The sequence below is a fragment of the Burkholderia latens genome (genome assembly GCF_902499045.1).
GTDB lineage: Bacteria > Pseudomonadota > Gammaproteobacteria > Burkholderiales > Burkholderiaceae > Burkholderia > Burkholderia latens.
In genome coordinates this window covers 174,736-192,867 of the sequence record NZ_CABVPL010000007.1, presented here as the reverse complement: position 1 = coordinate 192,867, position 18,132 = coordinate 174,736, and the positions used below count along the sequence as shown (strand labels likewise).

Here is an 18,132-nt window from a genome sequence, read left to right as displayed (position 1 = left end):
CGCCGCGCGGGCGAGCCGCACGCCGAGCGCGGCCGCGAGCGCCTTCTCGTCGGCCGACAGTCCCGCGGGCGCGCCGCGGTCGTGCTGCGACACGTGCGACGCGCCGTACGGCGTGCCGCCGGTGCGCGTCGTGCTGAGCGCGGATTCCGTATACGGGATCCCGACGATCATCATCCCGTGATGCAGCAGCGGCAGCATCATCGACAGCAGCGTCGATTCCTGGCCGCCGTGCAGGCTGCCGGTCGACGTGAACACGCACGCCGGCTTGCCGGTCAGTGCGCCGGACAGCCATTGCGGCGTCGTGCCGTCGAGGAAATACTTGAGCGCCGCGGCCATGTTGCCGAAACGGGTCGGCGAGCCGAGCGCGAGGCCCGCGCATTCCTCGAGATCGCGCAGTTCGGCGTACGGCGGGCCGTCGTCGGGAATGTCGGGAGCGGTGGCTTCGCACACCGTCGATACGGGCGGCACGGTGCGGATGCGCGCCTGGATGCCCGGCACGCTGTCGATGCCGTTCGCGATCGCGAGCGCGAGATCGCGCGTCGCGCCGTGACGGCTGTAATAGAGGACGAGAATGTCTTTCATGGGCGGCGGAGCCGCGTGCGGCCGCGCGCATGCCCGGTGCAGTCGGCCCCTGCTGGATCGAGCGGCTATTATAGGGGCTGAAGCCGTCGCGCAGCGCGGCGGCGCGCCGTCGGGCGCGCAGCATCGAGAAGGAGAAGCCGTTTGCCGAAGTTGAGCGTCGATCTCGACACCATCAAGCGCCTCGCGCAGTTCGCGGCGCGGCGCAGCGCCGAGGATCGGATCCCGCAGGTCGCGGGCAGCCTGACGTTCACGACGATGCTGGCCCTCGTGCCGCTCGTGACGGTCGCGTTCGCGCTGTTCACCGCGTTCCCGATGTTCGCGTCGTTCCAGATCTCGCTGCAGGGGTTCCTCGCTGACCACCTGATGCCCGCGCAGTTCAACGTCCAGATCTTCAAGTACCTGAACCAGTTCGCGTCGAAGGCGAAGGGGCTGACGACGGCCGGCCTGATCGTGCTCGTCGTCACGTCGGTGATGACGATGATGACGATCGAATCCGCTTTCAACCTGATCTGGCGGGTGCGCAAGCCGCGGCCGTTCGCGCAGCGCGTGCTCGCGTACTGGGCATTGATCACGCTCGGCCCGCTGCTGTTCGGCGTGAGCCTGTCGATCTCGTCGTACCTGTTTACGCAGTCGCTCGCGTTCACCGGCGCCGCGCCGTCGACGTCGATCGTCGAGTGGCTGCTCGCGCTCGCATCGCTGCCGCTGACCGTGCTCGCGTTCACGCTGCTGTACGTGTATCTGCCGAACTGCACGGTCGCGTGGCGCGACGCGGTGATCGGCGGGCTGTTCGCGGCGATCGCGTTCGAGCTCGCGAAGCGCGGCTTCGGCTATTACGTGCGGCGCATTCCGACCTATACGGCCGTGTACGGCGCGTTCGCCGCGTTGCCGGTGTTCCTGCTGTGGGTGTACCTGAGCTGGTTCATCGCGCTGCTCGGCGCGATGGTTGCGTCAGCGTTGCCGGCGATCCGCGTCGGCCAGTTTCATCGGATCCATTATCCGGGCAGCGACCTGCTCGACGCGCTCGAACTCCTCGCGCGGCTCGCGGAAGCGCGCGCGGTCGGCAAGCCCGGCTACACCGCGCTGCGGCTCGCGACCATGCTGCGCTGCGACATCGAGACCGCGCAACGGCTGCTGCTGACGATGGAGGAGCGCGAATGGATCGCGCGGCTGGACAGCGGCGAACCGGTGTCGCGCTACATCCTGCTGGCGAACCCGGAGCAGTTGACGCTCGCGCAGCTGTTCGACGCGCTGGTGATCGATCGCACCGAGCTGGCCTATCAGCTGCAGCGGCGCCGCAGCCACGTCGAAGGCGTGGCGCTGCTGGAGGTGCTGTCGAACGACCGGTTCGACGTGTCGCTTGCGTCGCTGATCGCCGCGCACCGGCTGTCGGGCGCTCATCCGGCCGCGGCCGAGCACGGCGATGACGCGCCGGATCGCGCGCCCGACCCGCACGCGCGGCCGCCGAAAACGGCGTGACGCGCGGCCGCGCGAGCATTACAGCGGAATCTTGCCGGTGCAGATGTCCCTGAACATCACCCAGTCGCCCATCAGGCTGTAGATCGGGTGCCGGAACGTGGCCGGGCGGTTTTTCTCGAAGAAGAAGTGTCCGACCCACGCGAAGCCGTAGCCGCACACGACGGCGGCCGGCAGCCACAGCCAGTGGCCGGTCGCGATCGCCATCGCGACGCAGCCGATCACGCCGAGCGAGCCGATGAAATGCAGCCGCCGCGACGTGAGGTTCTGGTGTTCGTTCAGGTAGTACGGATAGAAATCAGCGAAGCTGGCGAATTGCTCCGAATGCGTATGCGCCATGGCCGTCTCCTCGGGCCGCCGTCCATGCGGTCATTGTGCGGCGGGCCGCCCGCGTCCGCAAGCGGGGCGGCCGCGCGGCGCGGGCTCGCGCTTTCCTTTTGACAGGCTTTCCGATAGGATCGAAAGCGGATTTGCATTCAAGCATGAGGGGACTACGATGCGCGTCAGCGATATTCTGAAAGTGAAGGGCAACACGCTGTTTACGGTGACGCCCGATAAGCCGCTGCGCGAAGCGGTCGACACGATGGCCGAGCACGACATCGGTTCGCTCGTCGTGATGGAGTACGGCGATCTCGTCGGGATGCTGACGTTCCGCGAGATCATCCTGCGCCTGCGCGAAAATGGCGGCGCGATCGGCGACGTGCAGGTGCGCAAGGTGATGGACGAGCCGCTCACGTGCACGCCCGAAACCGACGTCAACGAAGTGCGCCGGATGATGCTCGAGCGCCATGCGCGCTACATGCCGGTGCTCGACAAGAAGGTGCTGATGGGCGTCATCTCGTTCTACGACGTCGCGAAGACGGTCGTCGAGGCGCAGAGCTTCGAAAACCGGATGCTGAAGGCGTACATCCGCGACTGGCCGGAATCGGAAGCCGAAGCGCAGAAGCCGTGATACGTGCCGCGCCCGTTGCCATCCCGCGCGGGCGCGGCCACTCGGCGCACGGCGGCGCAGGTTCAGCCTGCGCCGCCGTTTTTTCAACAACAACACAAGGCCCGCGCAGCTTCGCCCAGACGACGCGCGCGTATTCCGCATGAGCGATCACACGCAAGTCTCTTCCGCATCGCGCGGCGAACGGCGCGCCCACGCTTCGCAGTTCGACCTGCTGCGCCAGCGTCGTTTCGCGCCGTTCTTCACGACGCAGTTCCTGGGCGCGCTGAACGACAACGTGTTCAAGATCGGCTTCACGTCGCTCGTCACCTACCACACCGCGCGCTTCTCCGGCGTCGACGCGAAGACGGCCGCATTCCTGATTTCCGCGATCTTCATCCTGCCGTTCGTGCTGTTCTCGGCCACGTCCGGCCAGATCGCCGACAAGTACGACAAGGCGACGCTCACGCGCTTCGTGAAGACCTTCGAGATCGTGCTGATGCTGGTCGGCGCGGCCGGTTTCGTCACGCACAGCGCGACGCTGCTGTATCTGTGCACGTTCATGATGGGCATGCACTCGACGCTGTTCGGCCCCGTCAAGTATTCGTACCTGCCGCAGCATCTGGGCGACCATGAACTCGTCGGCGGCAACGGCCTCGTCGAGATGGGCACGTTCATCGCGATTCTGATCGGCACGATCATCGGCGGCGCGGCCGCCGGCATCGACGGCAGCGGCGAGCGCGTGCTGGCCGTCAGCGTCGTCGTGATCGCGCTGGCGGGACGGCTCGTCGCGCAGCGCGTGCCGCCGACGCCGGCGCCGCAACCCGATCTCGTGATCAACTGGAACCCGTTCAGCGAAACCTGGCGCAACCTCGGGCTCGCGCGGCAGAACCGCACCGTGTTCCTGAGCCTGCTCGGCATTTCGTGGCTGTGGTTCGTCGGCGCGACGTTCCTCACGTCGTTCTTCAATTTCGCGAAGGACGTGCTGTCCGCGAGCCCCGACGTCGTCACGGTCCTGCTCGCGACGTTCTCGGCCGGCATCGGCCTGGGCTCGCTGCTGTGCGAGCGGCTGTCGCAGCGCCGCGTCGAGATCGGCCTCGTGCCGCTCGGCTCGATCGGCATCAGCGTGTTCGCGATCGAGCTGTATTTCGCGAGCCGCGCGCTGCCATCGCCCGGCCATCTGCTGTCGGTCGGCGAGTTCCTCAGCGGCGCGCGTCACTGGCGCATCCTCGCCGATCTGTTCCTGCTCGCGATGTTCGGCGGCTTCTACAGCGTGCCGCTGTACGCGCTGATCCAGAGCCGCAGCGCGCCGACCCATCGCGCGCGGATCATCGCCGCGAACAACATCCTCAATGCGCTGTTCATGATTCTGTCCGCGCTGATGGCGATGGCGCTCACGAAGGCCGGTGTCGGCATTCCGGGCCTGTTCCTCGTCACCGCGCTGCTGAACGTCGTCGTCGCCGCGTACATCTACCTGCTCGTCCCCGAATTCCTGCTGCGCTTCGTCGCGTGGGTGCTGGTGCATACGTTCTACCGGATCCGCCTCGTGCACGCGGAGCGCATCCCGGAAGAGGGCGCGGCCGTGCTCGTGTGCAACCACGTGAGCTACGTCGACGCACTCGTGCTGGCCGCTGCAAGCCCGCGGCCGATCCGGTTCGTGATGGATCACCGGATCTTCAAGACGCGCTTCGCGAGCTGGGTGTTCCGGCATGCGAAGGCGATCCCGATCGCGCCGCGCCACGAGGATCCCGACATGCTCGCGCGCGCGTACGACGCGTGCGACGCCGCGCTGAAGGACGGCGAACTCGTGTGCATCTTCCCCGAGGGCAAGCTGACCAAGACGGGCGACATCAACACGTTCCACCACGGGATCACGGAAATCCTGAGCCGCACGCCGGCGCCCGTGATCCCGATGGCGCTGCGCGGGCTGTGGGGCAGCTATTTCTCCCGCCATGCCGATGCGCGGATGCCGCGGCCGATCAAGCGCGGCGTGATGAGCCGGCTGACGCTCGCGGTCGGCGAGCCGATTCCCGCGTCGGTCGCGACGCCCGAGGCGCTGCAGGCCGCAGTGACCGAACTGCGCGGCGCGCGCAAGTAGGCGGGGCGGCCGCTGCGCGCGTTGCCGGCCAATGCGCGGGCCGTCACGTCGCCGCGAATCGGCCGATGCACCGGAGCGGCGCCAGCGAGCGCGCCGTAGCGCGGCTCCGGCCCCGGCCCCGGCCCGCCTGGGTGGTCTGAACGGTTCACACGGCCCGCGGGCCCGGCACGGCTGGCATAATAGCGGTTGACCTCTTTTTCTCGACCGGCAAACGATCGGCCTGCCCGCGGCTCCGGCAGCGCATCGGTTTGTCCATTTCTCTTTGGGCGGTTCCATCATGTCCGGCAATACCCTCGGCACGCTTTTCACTGTCACGACCTTCGGCGAATCGCACGGTCCCGCGATCGGCTGCGTGATCGACGGCTGCCCGCCGGGAATGGGGCTGACCGAAGCCGACATCCAGGTCGAGCTCGATCGCCGCAAGCCCGGCACGTCGCGGCACGTGACGCAGCGCCAGGAGGCCGACGAGGTCGAGATCCTGTCCGGCGTGTTCGAAGGCGTGACGACCGGCACGCCGATCGCGCTGCTGATCCGCAACACCGACCAGCGCAGCAAGGACTACGGCAACATCGTCGAGACGTTCCGTCCGGGCCATGCCGACTACACCTACTGGCAGAAGTACGGGATCCGCGACTACCGTGGCGGCGGCCGCTCGTCCGCGCGCCTGACCGCGCCGATCGTCGGCGCGGGCGCGGTCGCGAAGAAATGGCTGCGCGAGCGCTTCGGCGTCGAGGTGCGCGGCTACATGAGCGGTCTCGGTGAAATCGACGTGCCGTTCGTCGACTGGTCGCACGTGCGCGAGAACCCGTTCTTCTCGCCGAACGCGGCGATCGTTCCGGAGCTCGAGGCGTACATGGACGCGCTGCGCAAGGACGGCGATTCGATCGGCGCGCGCATCGACGTCGTCGCGTCGGGCGTGCCGGTCGGCTGGGGTGAGCCGGTGTTCGACCGCCTCGATGCGGACATCGCGAAGGCGATGATGAGCATCAATGCGGTGAAGGGCGTCGAGATCGGCGCCGGTTTCGACAGCGTCGCGCAGCGCGGCTCGGTGCACGGCGACGAACTGACGCCGTCCGGCTTCGTGGGCAACCATGCGGGCGGCGTGCTCGGCGGGATTTCGACCGGGCAGGACATCACCGTGTCGATCGCGATCAAGCCGACGTCGAGCATCCGCACGCCGCGCCGCTCGATCACGAAGGCGGGCGACGCGGCGACGGTCGAAACCTTCGGCCGCCACGATCCGTGCGTCGGCATCCGCGCGACGCCGATCGCCGAGTCGATGCTCGCGCTGGTGTTGATCGACCATGCGCTGCGCCACCGCGCGCAGTGCGGCGACGTCGAGACGTCGACGCCGAAGATCGCCGGCAGCGCGACCTGATACGAGCGGGCCGGCAACCGCCGGCTCGGCCGACACGAAAGGAAGCGGGGCGCCTGGTGCGCCCCGTTTTCATTGGGTGCCGGAAGGCGGCGGCGCGGCCGATTCGCGTACGCGCAGCTCCGGCAGCACCGCGCAACCGGGCCCGGCTTCGCCGTTCTCGAGTGCGTCGAGCAACGCGCGGGCTGCCTTGCGGCCGATCGCATCGGTATCGACCCACATCGTGGTCAGCGCCGGCCGGATCTCGCGCGCCAGCGCGACATCGTCGAAGCCGGTGATCGACAGCTGCGACGGCACCGCGACGCCGATCGCCTGGGCCTCGAGCAGTGCGCCGAGCGCGAGTGCGTCGTTACCGCAGATCACGGCCGTCGGCCGTGTCGGCCCGCTGCCGGCAATCGCACGCAAGCTCGCGCGCCCGAACGCGATCGTGGCGGCGCCTTCGTGCTGGTGGACCGGCCGCACCGCGAGCCCGTGCGCGGCCAGCGTGTCGTGAATGCCGCGCAGGCGGGCCTGCACGCGATCGTTATTCGCGGACGGCTGCATGATGATCGCGAAATCGCGATGGCCGAGGTCGAGCAGATGCGTGGTCAGCCGCGCGAAGGCCGCGCGGTTGTCGAAGCCGATGCAGCAATGCGGGCTGTCGTCGCGGTACGCATAGGTGACGACATAAGGCACCCGATGCAGGTCGAGCAACTCGAATACTTCCGGCGGATGGGCTTCGCCGACCAGCGACACGGCTTCGACGCCGCGCGACAGCATCGCGCGCACCTGCGCGAGCCCCTGCGCCGGATCGTAGTTCGAGCAGCCGAGAAAGAGGGTGATGCCGTGCTCGGCCATCACCGCCTGCATGCCCGCGACCTGCGATGCGAACACCTGGTCGTCGAGCGTCGGGATGATCGCGCCCGTAATGTGGGTGCGCGTGGACGCGAGTGCGCGACCGGCTGCATTCGGAATCCAGTTCAATGCGCGTGCCGCGTCGCGCACGCGCTGCTGGACGTCGGCCGACACCTTGCCCGGATCGTTGTACACGCGCGAAACGGTCGCGGTCGACACGCCGGCGAGTTTCGCGACGTCCCCGAGCACCGACCGGCCGCTGCCCCGGCGCGCACGCGCGGCGCCGCCGTTGGAGGAGGGCGTGCTCATCGGCGACTCCGGACCGCAGTCATCGCCCTGCCTGCGCGCTTTCTCAAAAACGCCATCGTTTACCCTCGTTTCGTGGTCGTCCCGCTTGCACTCGCGGTCCTGCCTGTGAGAATGTAAGCGCTATCTTGATGCCAATCCGTATTATGTCAGACGCCCGTTTCAGCTGCATCACCTTGAAATTTTTGTCGACGCCAGCCTGTTCGGCGATTTCCGTTGCTGCGAATGTAAGCGGTTACATTTGATGAAAGATTACGTCGAATCCCCGAGTATCGCTGTCGTCGGCAGCATCAACGTCGACCTCGTCACGCATGCGCCGCGGCTGCCCGTGCCGGGCGAAACGCTGCTCGGCACCACGTTCCGGACCGTCCACGGCGGCAAGGGCGCGAACCAGGCGGTGGCGGCCGCGCGCCTCGGCGCGTCGGTCGCGATGATCGGCTGCGTCGGCGACGACGCGTTCGGCACGCGCCTGCACGACGCGCTCGCGGCCGAACGCATCGACGTGACGCACGTCCGCCGGATCGACGGCGACGCAACCGGCGTCGCGACGATCACGGTCGATGAGCGCGGCGCGAACAGCATCGTCGTCGTGCCCGGTGCGAACGCGCGCCTCGATGCGGGATCGATCGACGCGGCGCGCGATGCGATCGCCGGCGCGGCGCTGATGGTGTGCCAACTCGAGGTGCCGATCGAAACCGTCGCGCGCGCGATCGGCTGCGCGATCGCGCACCGCACGCCGGTGCTGCTCAATCCGGCGCCCGCGCGGCCGCTGTTCGACGCGCTGCTCGCGCGGATCGATTACCTCGTCGTCAACGAAACGGAAGCCGAGTCGCTGACCGGCATCGCCGTCGGCGACGACGCATCGGCGATGCGTGCCGCCGACGCGCTGCGCGCGAAGGGCGTCGGCAACGTGCTGGTCACGCTCGGCGCACGCGGCGTCTGCTGGCGCGGCGGCGCAGGGAGCGGCCGCCACCAGGCTCTCGCCGTGACCGCCGTCGATACGACCGCGGCCGGTGACACGTTCGTCGGCGGATTCGCGGCCGCGCGCGCGGGCGGTGCGTCGATGGACGATGCAATCGCGTTCGGCCAGCGCGCCGCCGCGATCAGCGTCACGCGCCATGGCGCGCAGACGTCGATTCCGACCCGCGACGAAGTGGAGCGCGCGGCCGCATAGATTCCGCGAAGACGGAGCAGCCGAGCGACCCGGCAACCATCAAAGACATGGAGACAACTGCAATGAACGAAAACCACGCTGTTCCCGTCGCGCCGCCCCGTATCCGGCGCGGACAACGTATCGCGCTCGCGCTGCTGATGGTGAGCGGGATCGTCAACTATCTCGACCGCGGCACGCTGGCCGTCGCGAGCTCGGCAATCCGGGCCGATCTCGGGCTGTCGCTGTCGCAGATGGGCCTGCTGCTGTCGGCATTCTCGTGGAGCTATGCGTTGTGCCAGTTTCCGGTCGGCGGGCTCGTCGACCGCATCGGCCCGCGCCGGCTGCTCGGCGTCGGGCTGATCGTCTGGTCGATCGCGCAGGCGGCGGGCGGGCTCGTGTCGACCTTCGGCTGGTTCATCGTCGCGCGCATCGTGCTCGGCATCGGCGAGGCGCCGCAGTTCCCGTCGGCGGCGCGGGTGGTCAGCAACTGGTTTCCGCTGCGCGCGCGCGGCACGCCGACCGGGATCTTCAACGCGGCGTCGCCGCTCGGCACCGCGCTCGCGCCGTTGCTGCTGTCGGTGCTCGTCGCATCGTTCAACTGGCGCTGGGCGTTCGTCGTGACGGGCGCGCTCGGCCTCGTCGTCGCCGTCGTCTGGTTCGCGCTGTACCGCGATCCGGCGCGCGCGCAATTGAGCGCGGCCGAACGCGGGTATCTCGACGCCGATGCGCAGACGACCGTCGCCGCGCCGAAGCTGACCTTCGCCGACTGGCGCAGCCTGTTCTCGCACGGCACCACTTGGGGCATGCTGATCGGGTTCTTCGGGTCCGTGTATCTGAACTGGGTCTATCTGACGTGGCTGCCGGGATACCTGACGATGGAGCGTCACATGAGCCTCATTCGCACCGGATTCGCGGCGTCGGTGCCGTTCCTGTGCGGATTCGTCGGTTCGCTCGTCGCCGGCTGGCTGTCCGATCTGGTTACGCGCCGCAGCAGCTCGCCGGTCGTGAGCCGCCGCAATGCGGTGGTGGTCGCGATGCTCGGGATGGTCGCGTTCACGATTCCGGCCGCGCTCGTGCAAAGCAACACCGTCGCGCTCGCGTGCATTTCGGTCGTGATCTTTCTCGCGAATGCGGCATCGGCGTGTTCGTGGGCGCTCGCGACGGCGGCCGCGCCGCCGAGCCGCGTTGCGTCGCTCGGCGCGATCCAGAATTTCGGCGGATTCATCGGCGGTGCGCTCGCGCCGATCCTGACGGGCGTCATCGCGCAGAAGTCGTCGTTCGTGCCCGCGCTGCTGGCGGCGGCCGCGATCGCGTTCGCCGGCGCGATGGCCTACCTGCTGCTGGTGCGCAAGCCGATTCCCGAGCAGGCCGCCAGCGCCGCGCCCGGACCGCTGCCGGCCTGAGCGGCGCGGCCATACCGCGAATTTATTGAAGCAAGGAGAAAAAGATGCAACACCATCAGCAGTCGAGCGCGACCATCGAGGGGATCGTACCGGTGATGCTGACGCCGTTCGACGACGCCGGCGCAATCGACTATGCGGGCCTCGAGCGACTCGTCGAATGGTATCTGGCGCACGGCTCCGATGCGCTGTTCGCGGTCGCGCAATCGAGCGAGATGCAATTTCTGAGTCTGGCCGAACGGGCGGAACTCGCGCGCTTCGTCGTCGATCGCGTGGCCGGGCGCGTGCCCGTGGTGGCGTCCGGGCACATCAGCGAAGATCTCGATTCGCAGGTCGCCGAGCTGCGCGCGGCGGCCGAATCGGGTGCGCAGGGCGTGGTGCTCGTGACGAACCGTCTCGATCCGCAGCGCAAGGGCAGTGCCGCGTTTCTCGATCATCTTCACAAGCTGCTCGCTAGGTTGCCGTCGGATCTGCCGCTCGGCCTGTACGAATGTCCGGCGCCTTACCGGCGGCTGCTGTCCGATGACGAGTTGCGTGCGTGCATCGACACCGGCCGCTTCGTGATGCTCAAGGACGTAAGCTGCGACCTGGAGACCGTGAAGCGGCGCGTGGCGCTCGCGGCAGGCTCGCCGCTGAAGATTCTGAATGCGAACGCCGCGATTGCATGGGATGCGATGAAGGCCGGTTCCGCCGGCTTCAATGGCGTGTTCACCAACTTCCATCCCGACCTGTACCGGTGGCTGCGTCTGCACGGCGATTCGGATCCGGCGCTCGCCGACGAATTGTCGACGTTCCTGGTGGTGTCGGCGGTATCGGAAGCGCTGGGCTACCCGGCGCTCGCGAAGATCTATCACCAGCGGATCGGCACGTTTGCATCGATTCGCTGCCGCGCGATCGACTACGACGTGCGCGAGCGATTCTGGGCGCTCGACGCGGTGCTCGACAAGATCGTGTCGGGTACCGAGCATTTCCGCCGGCGGATCGCAGTCCGGTAGCGGGTACGGCAGTGCGTACGCGCGGTGCACCGGCCGCGCGTACGCTCGAGTGCGCTGCATGTCGGGCGGACGAAAAAAACGCCGCGCGAGGCGGCGTCTTCTGGCAGGTTACATGTTCGGATAATTCGGCCCGCCGCCGCCTTCGGGCGTGACCCACACGATGTTCTGCGTCGGGTCCTTGATGTCGCAGGTCTTGCAGTGCACGCAGTTCTGCGCGTTGATCACGAGGCGATCGCTGCCGTCGTCGTTCTTCACGAACTCGTACACCGCCGCCGGACAGAATCGCGCCTCCGGCCCCGCGTACGTGCGCAGGTTCACGTTCACCGGCACGCTCGCATCCTTCAGTGTCAGATGCGCGGGCTGGTTCTCCTCGTGGTTCGTGTTCGAGATGAACACCGACGACAGCCGGTCGAACGTCAGCTTGCCGTCCGGCTTCGGATACGCGATCGGCTCGCACTGCGACGCCGGCTTCAGCATCTCGTGATCCGCGTGCTTGTGGTGCAGCGTCCACGGCACGTTGCCGCCCATCACCTTCTGTTCGAGCCCGACCATCAGCGTGCCGAGATACAGGCCCTTGGCCATCCACTGCTTGAAGTTGCGCGCGCGGTACAGCTCCGTGTACAGCCACGATTGCTTGAACGCGTCGGGGTACGCATTGAGCTCGTCGCTTTGACGGCCTGCCTGCACCGCGTCGAACGCGGCGTCCGCCGCGAGCATGCCGGTTTTGATCGCCGCGTGGCTGCCCTTGATCCGCGATGCGTTCAAAAAGCCCGCGTCGTCGCCGATCAGCGCGCCCCCCGGGAACACCGTCTTCGGCAGCGACAGCAACCCGCCGGCCGTGATCGCGCGCGCGCCGTACGACACGCGCTTGCCGCCTTCGAGGAACGCGCGGATCGACGGATGCGTCTTGTAGCGCTGGAACTCCTCGAACGGCGACAGGTACGGGTTCGTGTAGCCGAGGCCCACCACGAAGCCGACCACGACCTGATTGTTCTCCATGTGATACAGGAACGAGCCGCCGTACGTGTCGGACTTCAGCGGCCAGCCGGCCGTGTGGATCACGAGGCCCGGCTTGTGCTTGGCCGGATCGATTTCCCACAGTTCCTTGATGCCGATCCCGTACGCCTGCGGATCGGCGTTCGCGTCGAGCTTGAACGTCGAGATCAGTTGGCGGCCGAGATGGCCGCGGCAACCCTCGGCAAACAGCGTGTACTTCGCGTGCAGCTCCATGCCGAGCTGGAAGTTCTCGGTCGGCTCGCCGTCCTTGCCCACGCCCATGTTGCCGGTGGCGACGCCCTTCACCGAGCCGTCGTCGTTGTAGAGGATCTCCGCGGCGGGGAAGCCGGGGAAGATTTCGACGCCCAAGGCTTCGGCCTGCTGGCCCAGCCAGCGCGTGACGTTGCCCAGCGAGATCACGTAGTTGCCGTGATTCTTGAAGTTGTCGGGCAGCGCCCAGTTCGGCGTCTGCACCGCGCTTTTTTCGGACAGGAACAGGAAGCGGTCTTCCGTCACCTCGACGTTCAAAGGCGCGCCCTGTTCCTTCCAGTCGGGGAACAGTTCGGTGATCGCGCGCGGATCCATCACCGCGCCCGACAGGATGTGCGCGCCGATCTCGGAACCCTTCTCGAGCACGCACACGCCGATCTCGGTGCCTTTCTCGGCAGCCAGCTGCTTGAGCCGGATCGCGGCAGACAGCCCGGCGGGGCCGCCGCCGACGATCACGACGTCGTATTCCATCGATTCGCGCGGGCCGTATTGCTCGATGAGGCTTGCGGGGGTCATTGGCGTTCCTCTAACCGTTAGAATGCTTTTATTCGGGAGCGTATTGTCTGCGAAACGAAACGCTTGCCGCAACAGCATGCGAACAGATTAGCACGATCGTTCTATTTTTTGTGCTACGGTTATGCTGCACGGGCGGGCACCCGCGGCGGCGAAACGACATCGAAAGGGGATGTGCAATGGGTCGATCGATCAATCTGGAAGGCAAGGTCGCGCTGGTCACGGGCGCATCGAGCGGGCTCGGGCAGCGTTTCGCGCAAGTGCTGTCGCAGGCCGGCGCGAAGGTCGTGCTCGCGAGCCGCCGCGTCGAACGCCTGAAGGAACTGCGCGCGGAGATCGAGGCGGCCGGCGGCGCCGCGCACGTCGTGTCGCTGGACGTCACCGACGTGCAGAGCATCAAGGCGGCCATCGCGCACGCGGAGACGGAAGCCGGCACGATCGACATCCTCGTGAACAATTCGGGCGTCTCGACGATGCAGAAGCTCGTCGACGTGACGCCGGCCGATTTCGAGTTCGTGTTCGATACCAACACGCGCGGCGCATTCTTCGTCGCGCAGGAAGTCGCGAAACGGATGATGATGCGCGCAAACGGCAACGGCAAGCCGCCGTACCGGATCATCAACATCGCGTCGGTGGCCGGGCTGCGCGTGTTTCCGCAGATCGGGCTGTATGCGATGAGCAAGGCGGCGGTCGTGCAGATGACGCGCGCGATGGCGCTCGAATGGGGCCGCCACGGGATCAACGTGAACGCGATCTGTCCGGGCTACATCGACACCGAAATCAATCACTACCTGTGGGAAACCGAACAGGGCCAGAAGCTGCAGTCGATGCTGCCGCGCCGGCGCGTCGGCAAGCCGCAGGATCTCGACGGGCTGTTGTTGCTGCTCGCGGCCGACGAGTCGCAGTTCATCAACGGCTCGATCATCTCCGCCGACGACGGCTTCGGCCTCGCGTGAGCGGATGACATCCAGCAACGAAGAAGAGTGCAATGAGCGCAACAAGCGATTACTCCCCCGTATTTGAAATGTCGATGCCGATCCGCTGGGGCGACATGGACGCGTTCGGCCATGTGAACAACACGGTCTATTTCCGCTATATGGAACAGGCCCGGATCTCGTGGTTCGAGGAGCTCGGCATCGCGGGCGGCAATGGCGAGGGGCAGGGGCCGGTGATCGTCACGGCGTCGATGGAATTCCTGAAGCAACTGCACTATCCGGGGGACGTGATCGCGAAGATGTCGGCCGCGAAGCCCGGCCGCAGCAGCTTCGACACCGGTTTCGAGCTGACGCGGGCGGACGATCCGCATCATGTCTATGCGCGCGGCAACGCACGCTGCGTGTGGGTCGACTATGCGCTCGGCAAGTCGGTGCCGCTGCCGCAACTGCTGCGCGACACGATCGAGCGCGCGCTCGCGGCGAAGGTCGGCTGAGCGCCGCCGTCCCGTCGCGCCGAACCGGGCGCCGGTGTGTCGCCATTTCCCGATGTTCCGAATCGGCCGCTTCACGCGGCCGATCGTCATTCCGGCGCGCTTTTACTGGCCGAGCAGCCGCTGCAGCAGCTCCGGCGTATTGTTCGTGCCGTACTTGCGCATCAGCCGCGCGCGATAGATGTCGACGGTGCGCGAGCTGATGTCGAGCACGCGTCCGATCTGCTTGCTGGTCTTGCCGGTCGCGAGCTGCGCGGCGATTTCGCGCTCGCGCGGCGTCAGCTCGACGGCGACCCGGCGCGTCGCGCTCAGATCCTCGAAAGTCCAGACGCCCGCCGCGAGCGGCGCAGTGCGATCGACTGCGCGGCCGGTCACGTGGCACCAGAACAGTTCGCCGTCGGCGCGCTTCATGATTCTGTCGTCGCCATAGGTGCCGTTCGCGATCATCACGCGCGTGATCCGCTCGCCGATGCGCTGGAATTCGTCCGGGGACGGATAGAGCACCTCGTACGACTTGCCGATCAAGTCGGCCCGCGCGCAGCGGAAGATTGCCGCGAGCGCGTCGTTGCAGTCCTCGATCACGCGGTCGCGCGACATCACGAGGCCGAGCGGCGCGAGGTGGAAGGCTGTCTGGTAATCGAGAGCGGGCATGGCGCGGGCAAGCGTAGGCAAACGCTTATGTATTTTTGCGTATTGTGCCGCATCCGCGCCGCATCGTACCCTTTCAGGCATCTCGCGGCGGGTTGTCGCGATATAAAAACAGCGCCCCTCGAAGCAGGTGCCGCCGTGCATGCATAGAATGATGCGGCGGGCTTGCGGCCCAGTGGGCGCGTGAACCGGTTTTGCTGGTTTCCATAGAGGAAGGGACATACAGATGAACAAAGTCTATCCCAGCGCGGCTGCCGCGCTGGAAGGGATCGTCCGCGACGGACAGACCTTCGCGGTGGGCGGCTTCGGCCTGTGCGGGATTCCCGAGGCGCTGATCGCGGCGTTGCGCGATTCCGCCGTCAAGGGCATCACCTGCATCAGCAACAACGCGGGCGTCGACGGCTTCGGCCTCGGCCTGCTGCTGGAAACGCGCCAGATCAAGAAAATGATCTCGTCGTACGTCGGCGAGAACAAGGAGTTCGAGCGCCAGTACCTGGCCGGCGAGCTCGAACTCGAATTCACGCCGCAAGGCACGCTCGCCGAGAAGCTGCGCGCGGGCGGCGCGGGCATCCCCGCATTCTTCACGAACACCGGCTACGGCACCGTGATCGCGGAAGGCAAGGAAACGCGCCAGTTCGGCGATCGCCACTACGTGCTCGAGCCGTCGCTGACGGCCGACGTCGCGCTCGTGAAGGCGTGGAAGGCCGACAAGTCCGGCAACCTGATCTATCGCCGCACCGCGCGCAACTTCAACCCGATGTGCGCGATGGCGGGCAAGATCACCGTGGCGGAAGTCGAGGAGATCGTCGAGAACGGTGCGCTGGATCCGGACCAGGTCCATACGCCGGGCATCTTCGTGCAGCGCATCGTGCTGAACGCGACGCCGGAAAAACGCATCGAACAACGCGTCGTACGCGCGAAAGGAGACTGACATGGCCTGGAATCGTGACCAGATGGCCGCGCGCGCGGCGAAGGAACTGCAGGACGGCTTCTACGTAAACCTCGGAATCGGCTTGCCGACGCTCGTCGCGAACCACGTGCCGGCAGGCGTCGAAGTGTGGCTGCAGTCGGAGAACGGTCTGCTCGGCATCGGCCCGTCGCCGACCGAGGACGAAGTCGACGCCGACCTGATCAACGCCGGCAAGCAGACCGTCACGACGCTGCCCGGCTCGTCGATCTTCTCGTCGGCCGATTCGTTCGCGATGATTCGCGGCGGCCACATCAATCTCGCGATCCTCGGCGCGATGCAGGTCAGCAAGAAGGGCGACCTCGCGAACTGGATGATCCCCGGCAAGATGATCAAGGGGATGGGCGGCGCGATGGACCTCGTCGCGGGCGTGAAGCGCGTCGTCGTGCTGATGGAGCACGTCGCGAAGGGCGATCAGCACAAGATCCTCGACGAATGCAACCTGCCGCTGACGGGCGTCGGCGTGGTCGACCTGATCATCACCGACCTCGGCGTGATCGAAGTGACGCCGGACGGGCTGAAGGTGCTCGAACTTGCCGACGGCGTCAGCGTCGAAGAGATCCAGGCAAAGACGGGCGCACCGCTCGACGTGAGCGCGGTCGCGTAAGTTCATCGCGCGCTGGCGCGCTTGCGACGCCCCGCATGCCGGTCGACGGCATGCGGGGCGTTTGTCGTTGGGCGGGGCGAAGGACGATCCGTCGCTTTGTCGCCCCATTGCCCCGTCGCGGCGACCCGTGCGACCGAAGCGGTTTACAATCGTTTGCACCAGGCGGCTCGTCGGTTGCAAGCGCGGCCCGCCGCGCCGCCCCCGTTCGACAGGATGCCAACGATGCCAACGACCTCAGCGAACCTTCCGGTTCCCCGTCAGCGACGCGTACAGTGTGCGAGCGCCGCAGGCCTTCATCACGTCGCCTATACCGAATGGGGCGACCCCGCGAATCCGCGCGTGCTGATCTGCGTGCACGGCCTCACGCGCTCGGGGCGCGATTTCGATCGGCTTGCCGCCGCGCTGTCCGATACGTATCGCGTCGTCTGTCCCGACGTCGTCGGGCGCGGCCAGTCGGACTGGCTCGCCGACCCGCGGCTGTATGCGATTCCGCAATACGTGGCGGACATGGTGACGCTGATCGCGCGGCTCGGCGTCGAATCGGTCGACTGGTTCGGTACGTCGATGGGCGGCCTGATCGGCATGGCGTTCTCGGGTTTGTCCGGTGCGCCGCTGCGGCGGATGATCGTCAACGACGTCGGTCCGCGCATCGAGCCCGATTCGCTGGCGCGCATCGGTGAATACCTCGGCGTGCAGCCGCGCTTCGCGACCGAGCAGGAGGGCATCGACTATCTGACGTCGCTGTCGTTGCCGTTCGGCGCGTTGACCGCCGACGAGTGGCGCGAGATCAACGGCCCGTTACTGCGCGAGCTGCCCGAAGGCGGCTGGACGATGCGCTACGACCCGCGCATCGCCGAGCCGTTCAAGGCGACGACGCCCGAGCTTGCCGCGCTCGGCGAGGCTGCGCTGTGGCGCGCGATCGAGACGACGGATGCGTCGATGCTCGTCGTGCGCGGTGAAACTTCCGACCTGCTGTCGCGCGACACGGCGGCCGAGATGGTGCGTCGCGGCCGCCACGTGACGCAGGTCGAGATCGCGGGCGCCGGCCACGCGCCGGCGTTCGTCAGCGCGGACCAGATCGCGCTCGCACGCCGGTTTTTCGTCGAAGGCAGCGCATAAACGCGTCATAATATGCGGTTCGGCGGCACGCGGGCCGCATCGCCGCCGAATCGTCACCCATTCATACGACCGGAACATTCCATGGCAGTCATTCGTCACCACGTCGGAGCCCGTCTCTCCGAAACCGCGATCCACAACGGTACCGTGTATCTGGCCGGCCAGATCGCCGAAGACACCACGCAGGACATCCGCGGCCAGACGCGCGAAGTGCTCGGCCACATCGATCGCCTGCTCGCCGAAGCGAACAGCGACAAGGCGCATCTGCTGTCGGTGCAGATCTACATTTCGGATCTCGCGAACTTCGAAGGCATGAACGCCGAATGGGACGCGTGGGTCGCGCCGGGCAACACGCCGCCGCGGGCCACCGTCGAGGCGAAGCTCGCCGATCCGGCGCTGCTCGTCGAGATCGTCGTCGTCGCAGCGCAGCGGAGCTGAGCGAAGC

At 67.1% G+C, this 18,132-nt stretch carries 18 protein-coding genes; 13 read left to right on the top strand and 5 right to left on the bottom strand.

Annotated features, from left to right (window positions below):
* On the bottom strand, positions 1-582 hold a 582-nt coding region (gene wrbA / locus BSE24067_RS08030), incomplete at its 3' end, for an NAD(P)H:quinone oxidoreductase (RefSeq protein ID WP_174904724.1).
* A 141-nt stretch (positions 583-723) separates the two neighbouring features.
* On the opposite strand from wrbA, the gene BSE24067_RS08025 reads away from it, so the two are divergent.
* On the top strand, positions 724-2,058 hold the full coding sequence (locus tag BSE24067_RS08025; protein WP_151068385.1) for a YihY family inner membrane protein: 1,335 nt from the start codon (positions 724-726) through the stop codon (positions 2,056-2,058).
* 18 nt (positions 2,059-2,076) lie between these two features.
* On the opposite strand, the gene BSE24067_RS08020 is transcribed toward BSE24067_RS08025, so the two are convergent.
* Entirely contained in the window at positions 2,077-2,394 is a 318-nt protein-coding gene (locus tag BSE24067_RS08020; protein WP_040144014.1) for an Mpo1-like protein, read from the bottom strand.
* Between the two features lie 157 nt (positions 2,395-2,551).
* Between BSE24067_RS08020 and BSE24067_RS08015 the strand changes: the two genes are divergently transcribed.
* The 3 genes from BSE24067_RS08015 to aroC all read left to right on the top strand — a co-directional run bounded on the left by BSE24067_RS08015 (position 2,552) and on the right by aroC (position 6,459).
* Complete coding sequence (locus tag BSE24067_RS08015; RefSeq protein ID WP_040144015.1) at positions 2,552-3,007, top strand: CBS domain-containing protein; 456 nt, start codon at positions 2,552-2,554, stop codon at positions 3,005-3,007.
* Between the two features lie 139 nt (positions 3,008-3,146).
* Entirely contained in the window at positions 3,147-5,081 is a 1,935-nt protein-coding gene (locus BSE24067_RS08010; RefSeq protein ID WP_151068386.1) for an MFS transporter, read from the top strand.
* 277 nt (positions 5,082-5,358) lie between these two features.
* A complete protein-coding gene (aroC, locus tag BSE24067_RS08005) occupies positions 5,359-6,459 on the top strand; it encodes a chorismate synthase (RefSeq protein ID WP_151068387.1) in 1,101 nt (366 codons plus the stop codon).
* Positions 6,460-6,528: 69 nt separating this feature from the next.
* On the opposite strand, the gene BSE24067_RS08000 is transcribed toward aroC, so the two are convergent.
* Entirely contained in the window at positions 6,529-7,599 is a 1,071-nt protein-coding gene (locus BSE24067_RS08000; RefSeq protein ID WP_151068388.1) for a LacI family DNA-binding transcriptional regulator, read from the bottom strand.
* 241 nt (positions 7,600-7,840) lie between these two features.
* Between BSE24067_RS08000 and rbsK the strand changes: the two genes are divergently transcribed.
* From rbsK to BSE24067_RS07985, 3 genes are all read left to right on the top strand, one after another.
* Positions 7,841-8,770 carry a ribokinase gene (gene rbsK, locus BSE24067_RS07995; protein ID WP_151068389.1) on the top strand — a complete coding sequence of 310 codons (930 nt, stop codon included), beginning with the start codon at positions 7,841-7,843 and terminating at the stop codon, positions 8,768-8,770.
* A 62-nt stretch (positions 8,771-8,832) separates the two neighbouring features.
* Positions 8,833-10,152 carry an MFS transporter gene (locus BSE24067_RS07990; protein ID WP_151068390.1) on the top strand — a complete coding sequence of 440 codons (1,320 nt, stop codon included), beginning with the start codon at positions 8,833-8,835 and terminating at the stop codon, positions 10,150-10,152.
* Between the two features lie 44 nt (positions 10,153-10,196).
* Positions 10,197-11,144 (top strand): dihydrodipicolinate synthase family protein, encoded by a 948-nt coding sequence (locus tag BSE24067_RS07985; protein WP_151068391.1) that lies wholly within the window; start codon positions 10,197-10,199, stop codon positions 11,142-11,144.
* 108 nt (positions 11,145-11,252) lie between these two features.
* Here BSE24067_RS07985 and BSE24067_RS07980 read toward each other — a convergent pair whose 3' ends face one another.
* A complete protein-coding gene (locus BSE24067_RS07980) occupies positions 11,253-12,926 on the bottom strand; it encodes an electron transfer flavoprotein-ubiquinone oxidoreductase (RefSeq protein WP_174904723.1) in 1,674 nt (557 codons plus the stop codon).
* Positions 12,927-13,102: 176 nt separating this feature from the next.
* On the opposite strand from BSE24067_RS07980, the gene BSE24067_RS07975 reads away from it, so the two are divergent.
* Together BSE24067_RS07975 and BSE24067_RS07970 are read left to right on the top strand one after the other, a co-directional pair.
* Positions 13,103-13,879, top strand: a complete 777-nt coding sequence (locus BSE24067_RS07975; RefSeq protein WP_040144023.1) for an SDR family oxidoreductase — start codon at positions 13,103-13,105, stop codon at positions 13,877-13,879.
* Between the two features lie 32 nt (positions 13,880-13,911).
* Positions 13,912-14,352 carry an acyl-CoA thioesterase gene (locus tag BSE24067_RS07970; protein WP_151064295.1) on the top strand — a complete coding sequence of 147 codons (441 nt, stop codon included), beginning with the start codon at positions 13,912-13,914 and terminating at the stop codon, positions 14,350-14,352.
* 102 nt (positions 14,353-14,454) lie between these two features.
* Here BSE24067_RS07970 and BSE24067_RS07965 read toward each other — a convergent pair whose 3' ends face one another.
* Entirely contained in the window at positions 14,455-15,000 is a 546-nt protein-coding gene (locus tag BSE24067_RS07965; protein WP_151064296.1) for a LuxR C-terminal-related transcriptional regulator, read from the bottom strand.
* A 223-nt stretch (positions 15,001-15,223) separates the two neighbouring features.
* Between BSE24067_RS07965 and BSE24067_RS07960 the strand changes: the two genes are divergently transcribed.
* The 4 genes from BSE24067_RS07960 (at position 15,224) to BSE24067_RS07945 (ending at position 18,125) form a co-directional block, all read left to right on the top strand.
* Entirely contained in the window at positions 15,224-15,928 is a 705-nt protein-coding gene (locus BSE24067_RS07960) for a CoA transferase subunit A (RefSeq protein WP_006488507.1), read from the top strand.
* A 1-nt stretch (position 15,929) separates the two neighbouring features.
* Complete coding sequence (locus BSE24067_RS07955; RefSeq protein ID WP_034207098.1) at positions 15,930-16,571, top strand: CoA transferase subunit B; 642 nt, start codon at positions 15,930-15,932, stop codon at positions 16,569-16,571.
* Positions 16,572-16,793: 222 nt separating this feature from the next.
* Positions 16,794-17,690, top strand: coding sequence for an alpha/beta fold hydrolase (locus BSE24067_RS07950; protein ID WP_151064297.1), 897 nt, complete (start codon positions 16,794-16,796; stop codon positions 17,688-17,690).
* 81 nt (positions 17,691-17,771) lie between these two features.
* The gene (locus BSE24067_RS07945; RefSeq protein WP_006486103.1) at positions 17,772-18,125 is read left to right on the top strand and encodes a RidA family protein; all 354 of its coding nucleotides are present in this window, start codon (positions 17,772-17,774) and stop codon (positions 18,123-18,125) included.
* Positions 18,126-18,132: the final 7 nt, after the last annotated feature.

What these genes read in the sequence shown, in the direction of transcription:
- BSE24067_RS08020 (WP_040144014.1), bottom strand. Translation starts at nt 2,394, where the DNA reads ATGGCGCATACGCATTCGGAGCAATTCGCCAGCTTCGCTGATTTCTAT.
- BSE24067_RS08015 (WP_040144015.1), top strand. Translation starts at nt 2,552, where the DNA reads ATGCGCGTCAGCGATATTCTGAAAGTGAAGGGCAACACGCTGTTTACG.
- BSE24067_RS08010 (WP_151068386.1), top strand. Translation starts at nt 3,147, where the DNA reads ATGAGCGATCACACGCAAGTCTCTTCCGCATCGCGCGGCGAACGGCGC.
- aroC (WP_151068387.1), top strand. Translation starts at nt 5,359, where the DNA reads ATGTCCGGCAATACCCTCGGCACGCTTTTCACTGTCACGACCTTCGGC.
- BSE24067_RS08000 (WP_151068388.1), bottom strand. Translation starts at nt 7,599, where the DNA reads ATGAGCACGCCCTCCTCCAACGGCGGCGCCGCGCGTGCGCGCCGGGGC.
- rbsK (WP_151068389.1), top strand. Translation starts at nt 7,841, where the DNA reads ATGAAAGATTACGTCGAATCCCCGAGTATCGCTGTCGTCGGCAGCATC.
- BSE24067_RS07990 (WP_151068390.1), top strand. Translation starts at nt 8,833, where the DNA reads ATGAACGAAAACCACGCTGTTCCCGTCGCGCCGCCCCGTATCCGGCGC.
- BSE24067_RS07985 (WP_151068391.1), top strand. Translation starts at nt 10,197, where the DNA reads ATGCAACACCATCAGCAGTCGAGCGCGACCATCGAGGGGATCGTACCG.
- BSE24067_RS07980 (WP_174904723.1), bottom strand. Translation starts at nt 12,926, where the DNA reads ATGACCCCCGCAAGCCTCATCGAGCAATACGGCCCGCGCGAATCGATG.
- BSE24067_RS07975 (WP_040144023.1), top strand. Translation starts at nt 13,103, where the DNA reads ATGGGTCGATCGATCAATCTGGAAGGCAAGGTCGCGCTGGTCACGGGC.
- BSE24067_RS07970 (WP_151064295.1), top strand. Translation starts at nt 13,912, where the DNA reads ATGAGCGCAACAAGCGATTACTCCCCCGTATTTGAAATGTCGATGCCG.
- BSE24067_RS07965 (WP_151064296.1), bottom strand. Translation starts at nt 15,000, where the DNA reads ATGCCCGCTCTCGATTACCAGACAGCCTTCCACCTCGCGCCGCTCGGC.
- BSE24067_RS07960 (WP_006488507.1), top strand. Translation starts at nt 15,224, where the DNA reads ATGAACAAAGTCTATCCCAGCGCGGCTGCCGCGCTGGAAGGGATCGTC.
- BSE24067_RS07955 (WP_034207098.1), top strand. Translation starts at nt 15,930, where the DNA reads ATGGCCTGGAATCGTGACCAGATGGCCGCGCGCGCGGCGAAGGAACTG.
- BSE24067_RS07950 (WP_151064297.1), top strand. Translation starts at nt 16,794, where the DNA reads ATGCCAACGACCTCAGCGAACCTTCCGGTTCCCCGTCAGCGACGCGTA.
- BSE24067_RS07945 (WP_006486103.1), top strand. Translation starts at nt 17,772, where the DNA reads ATGGCAGTCATTCGTCACCACGTCGGAGCCCGTCTCTCCGAAACCGCG.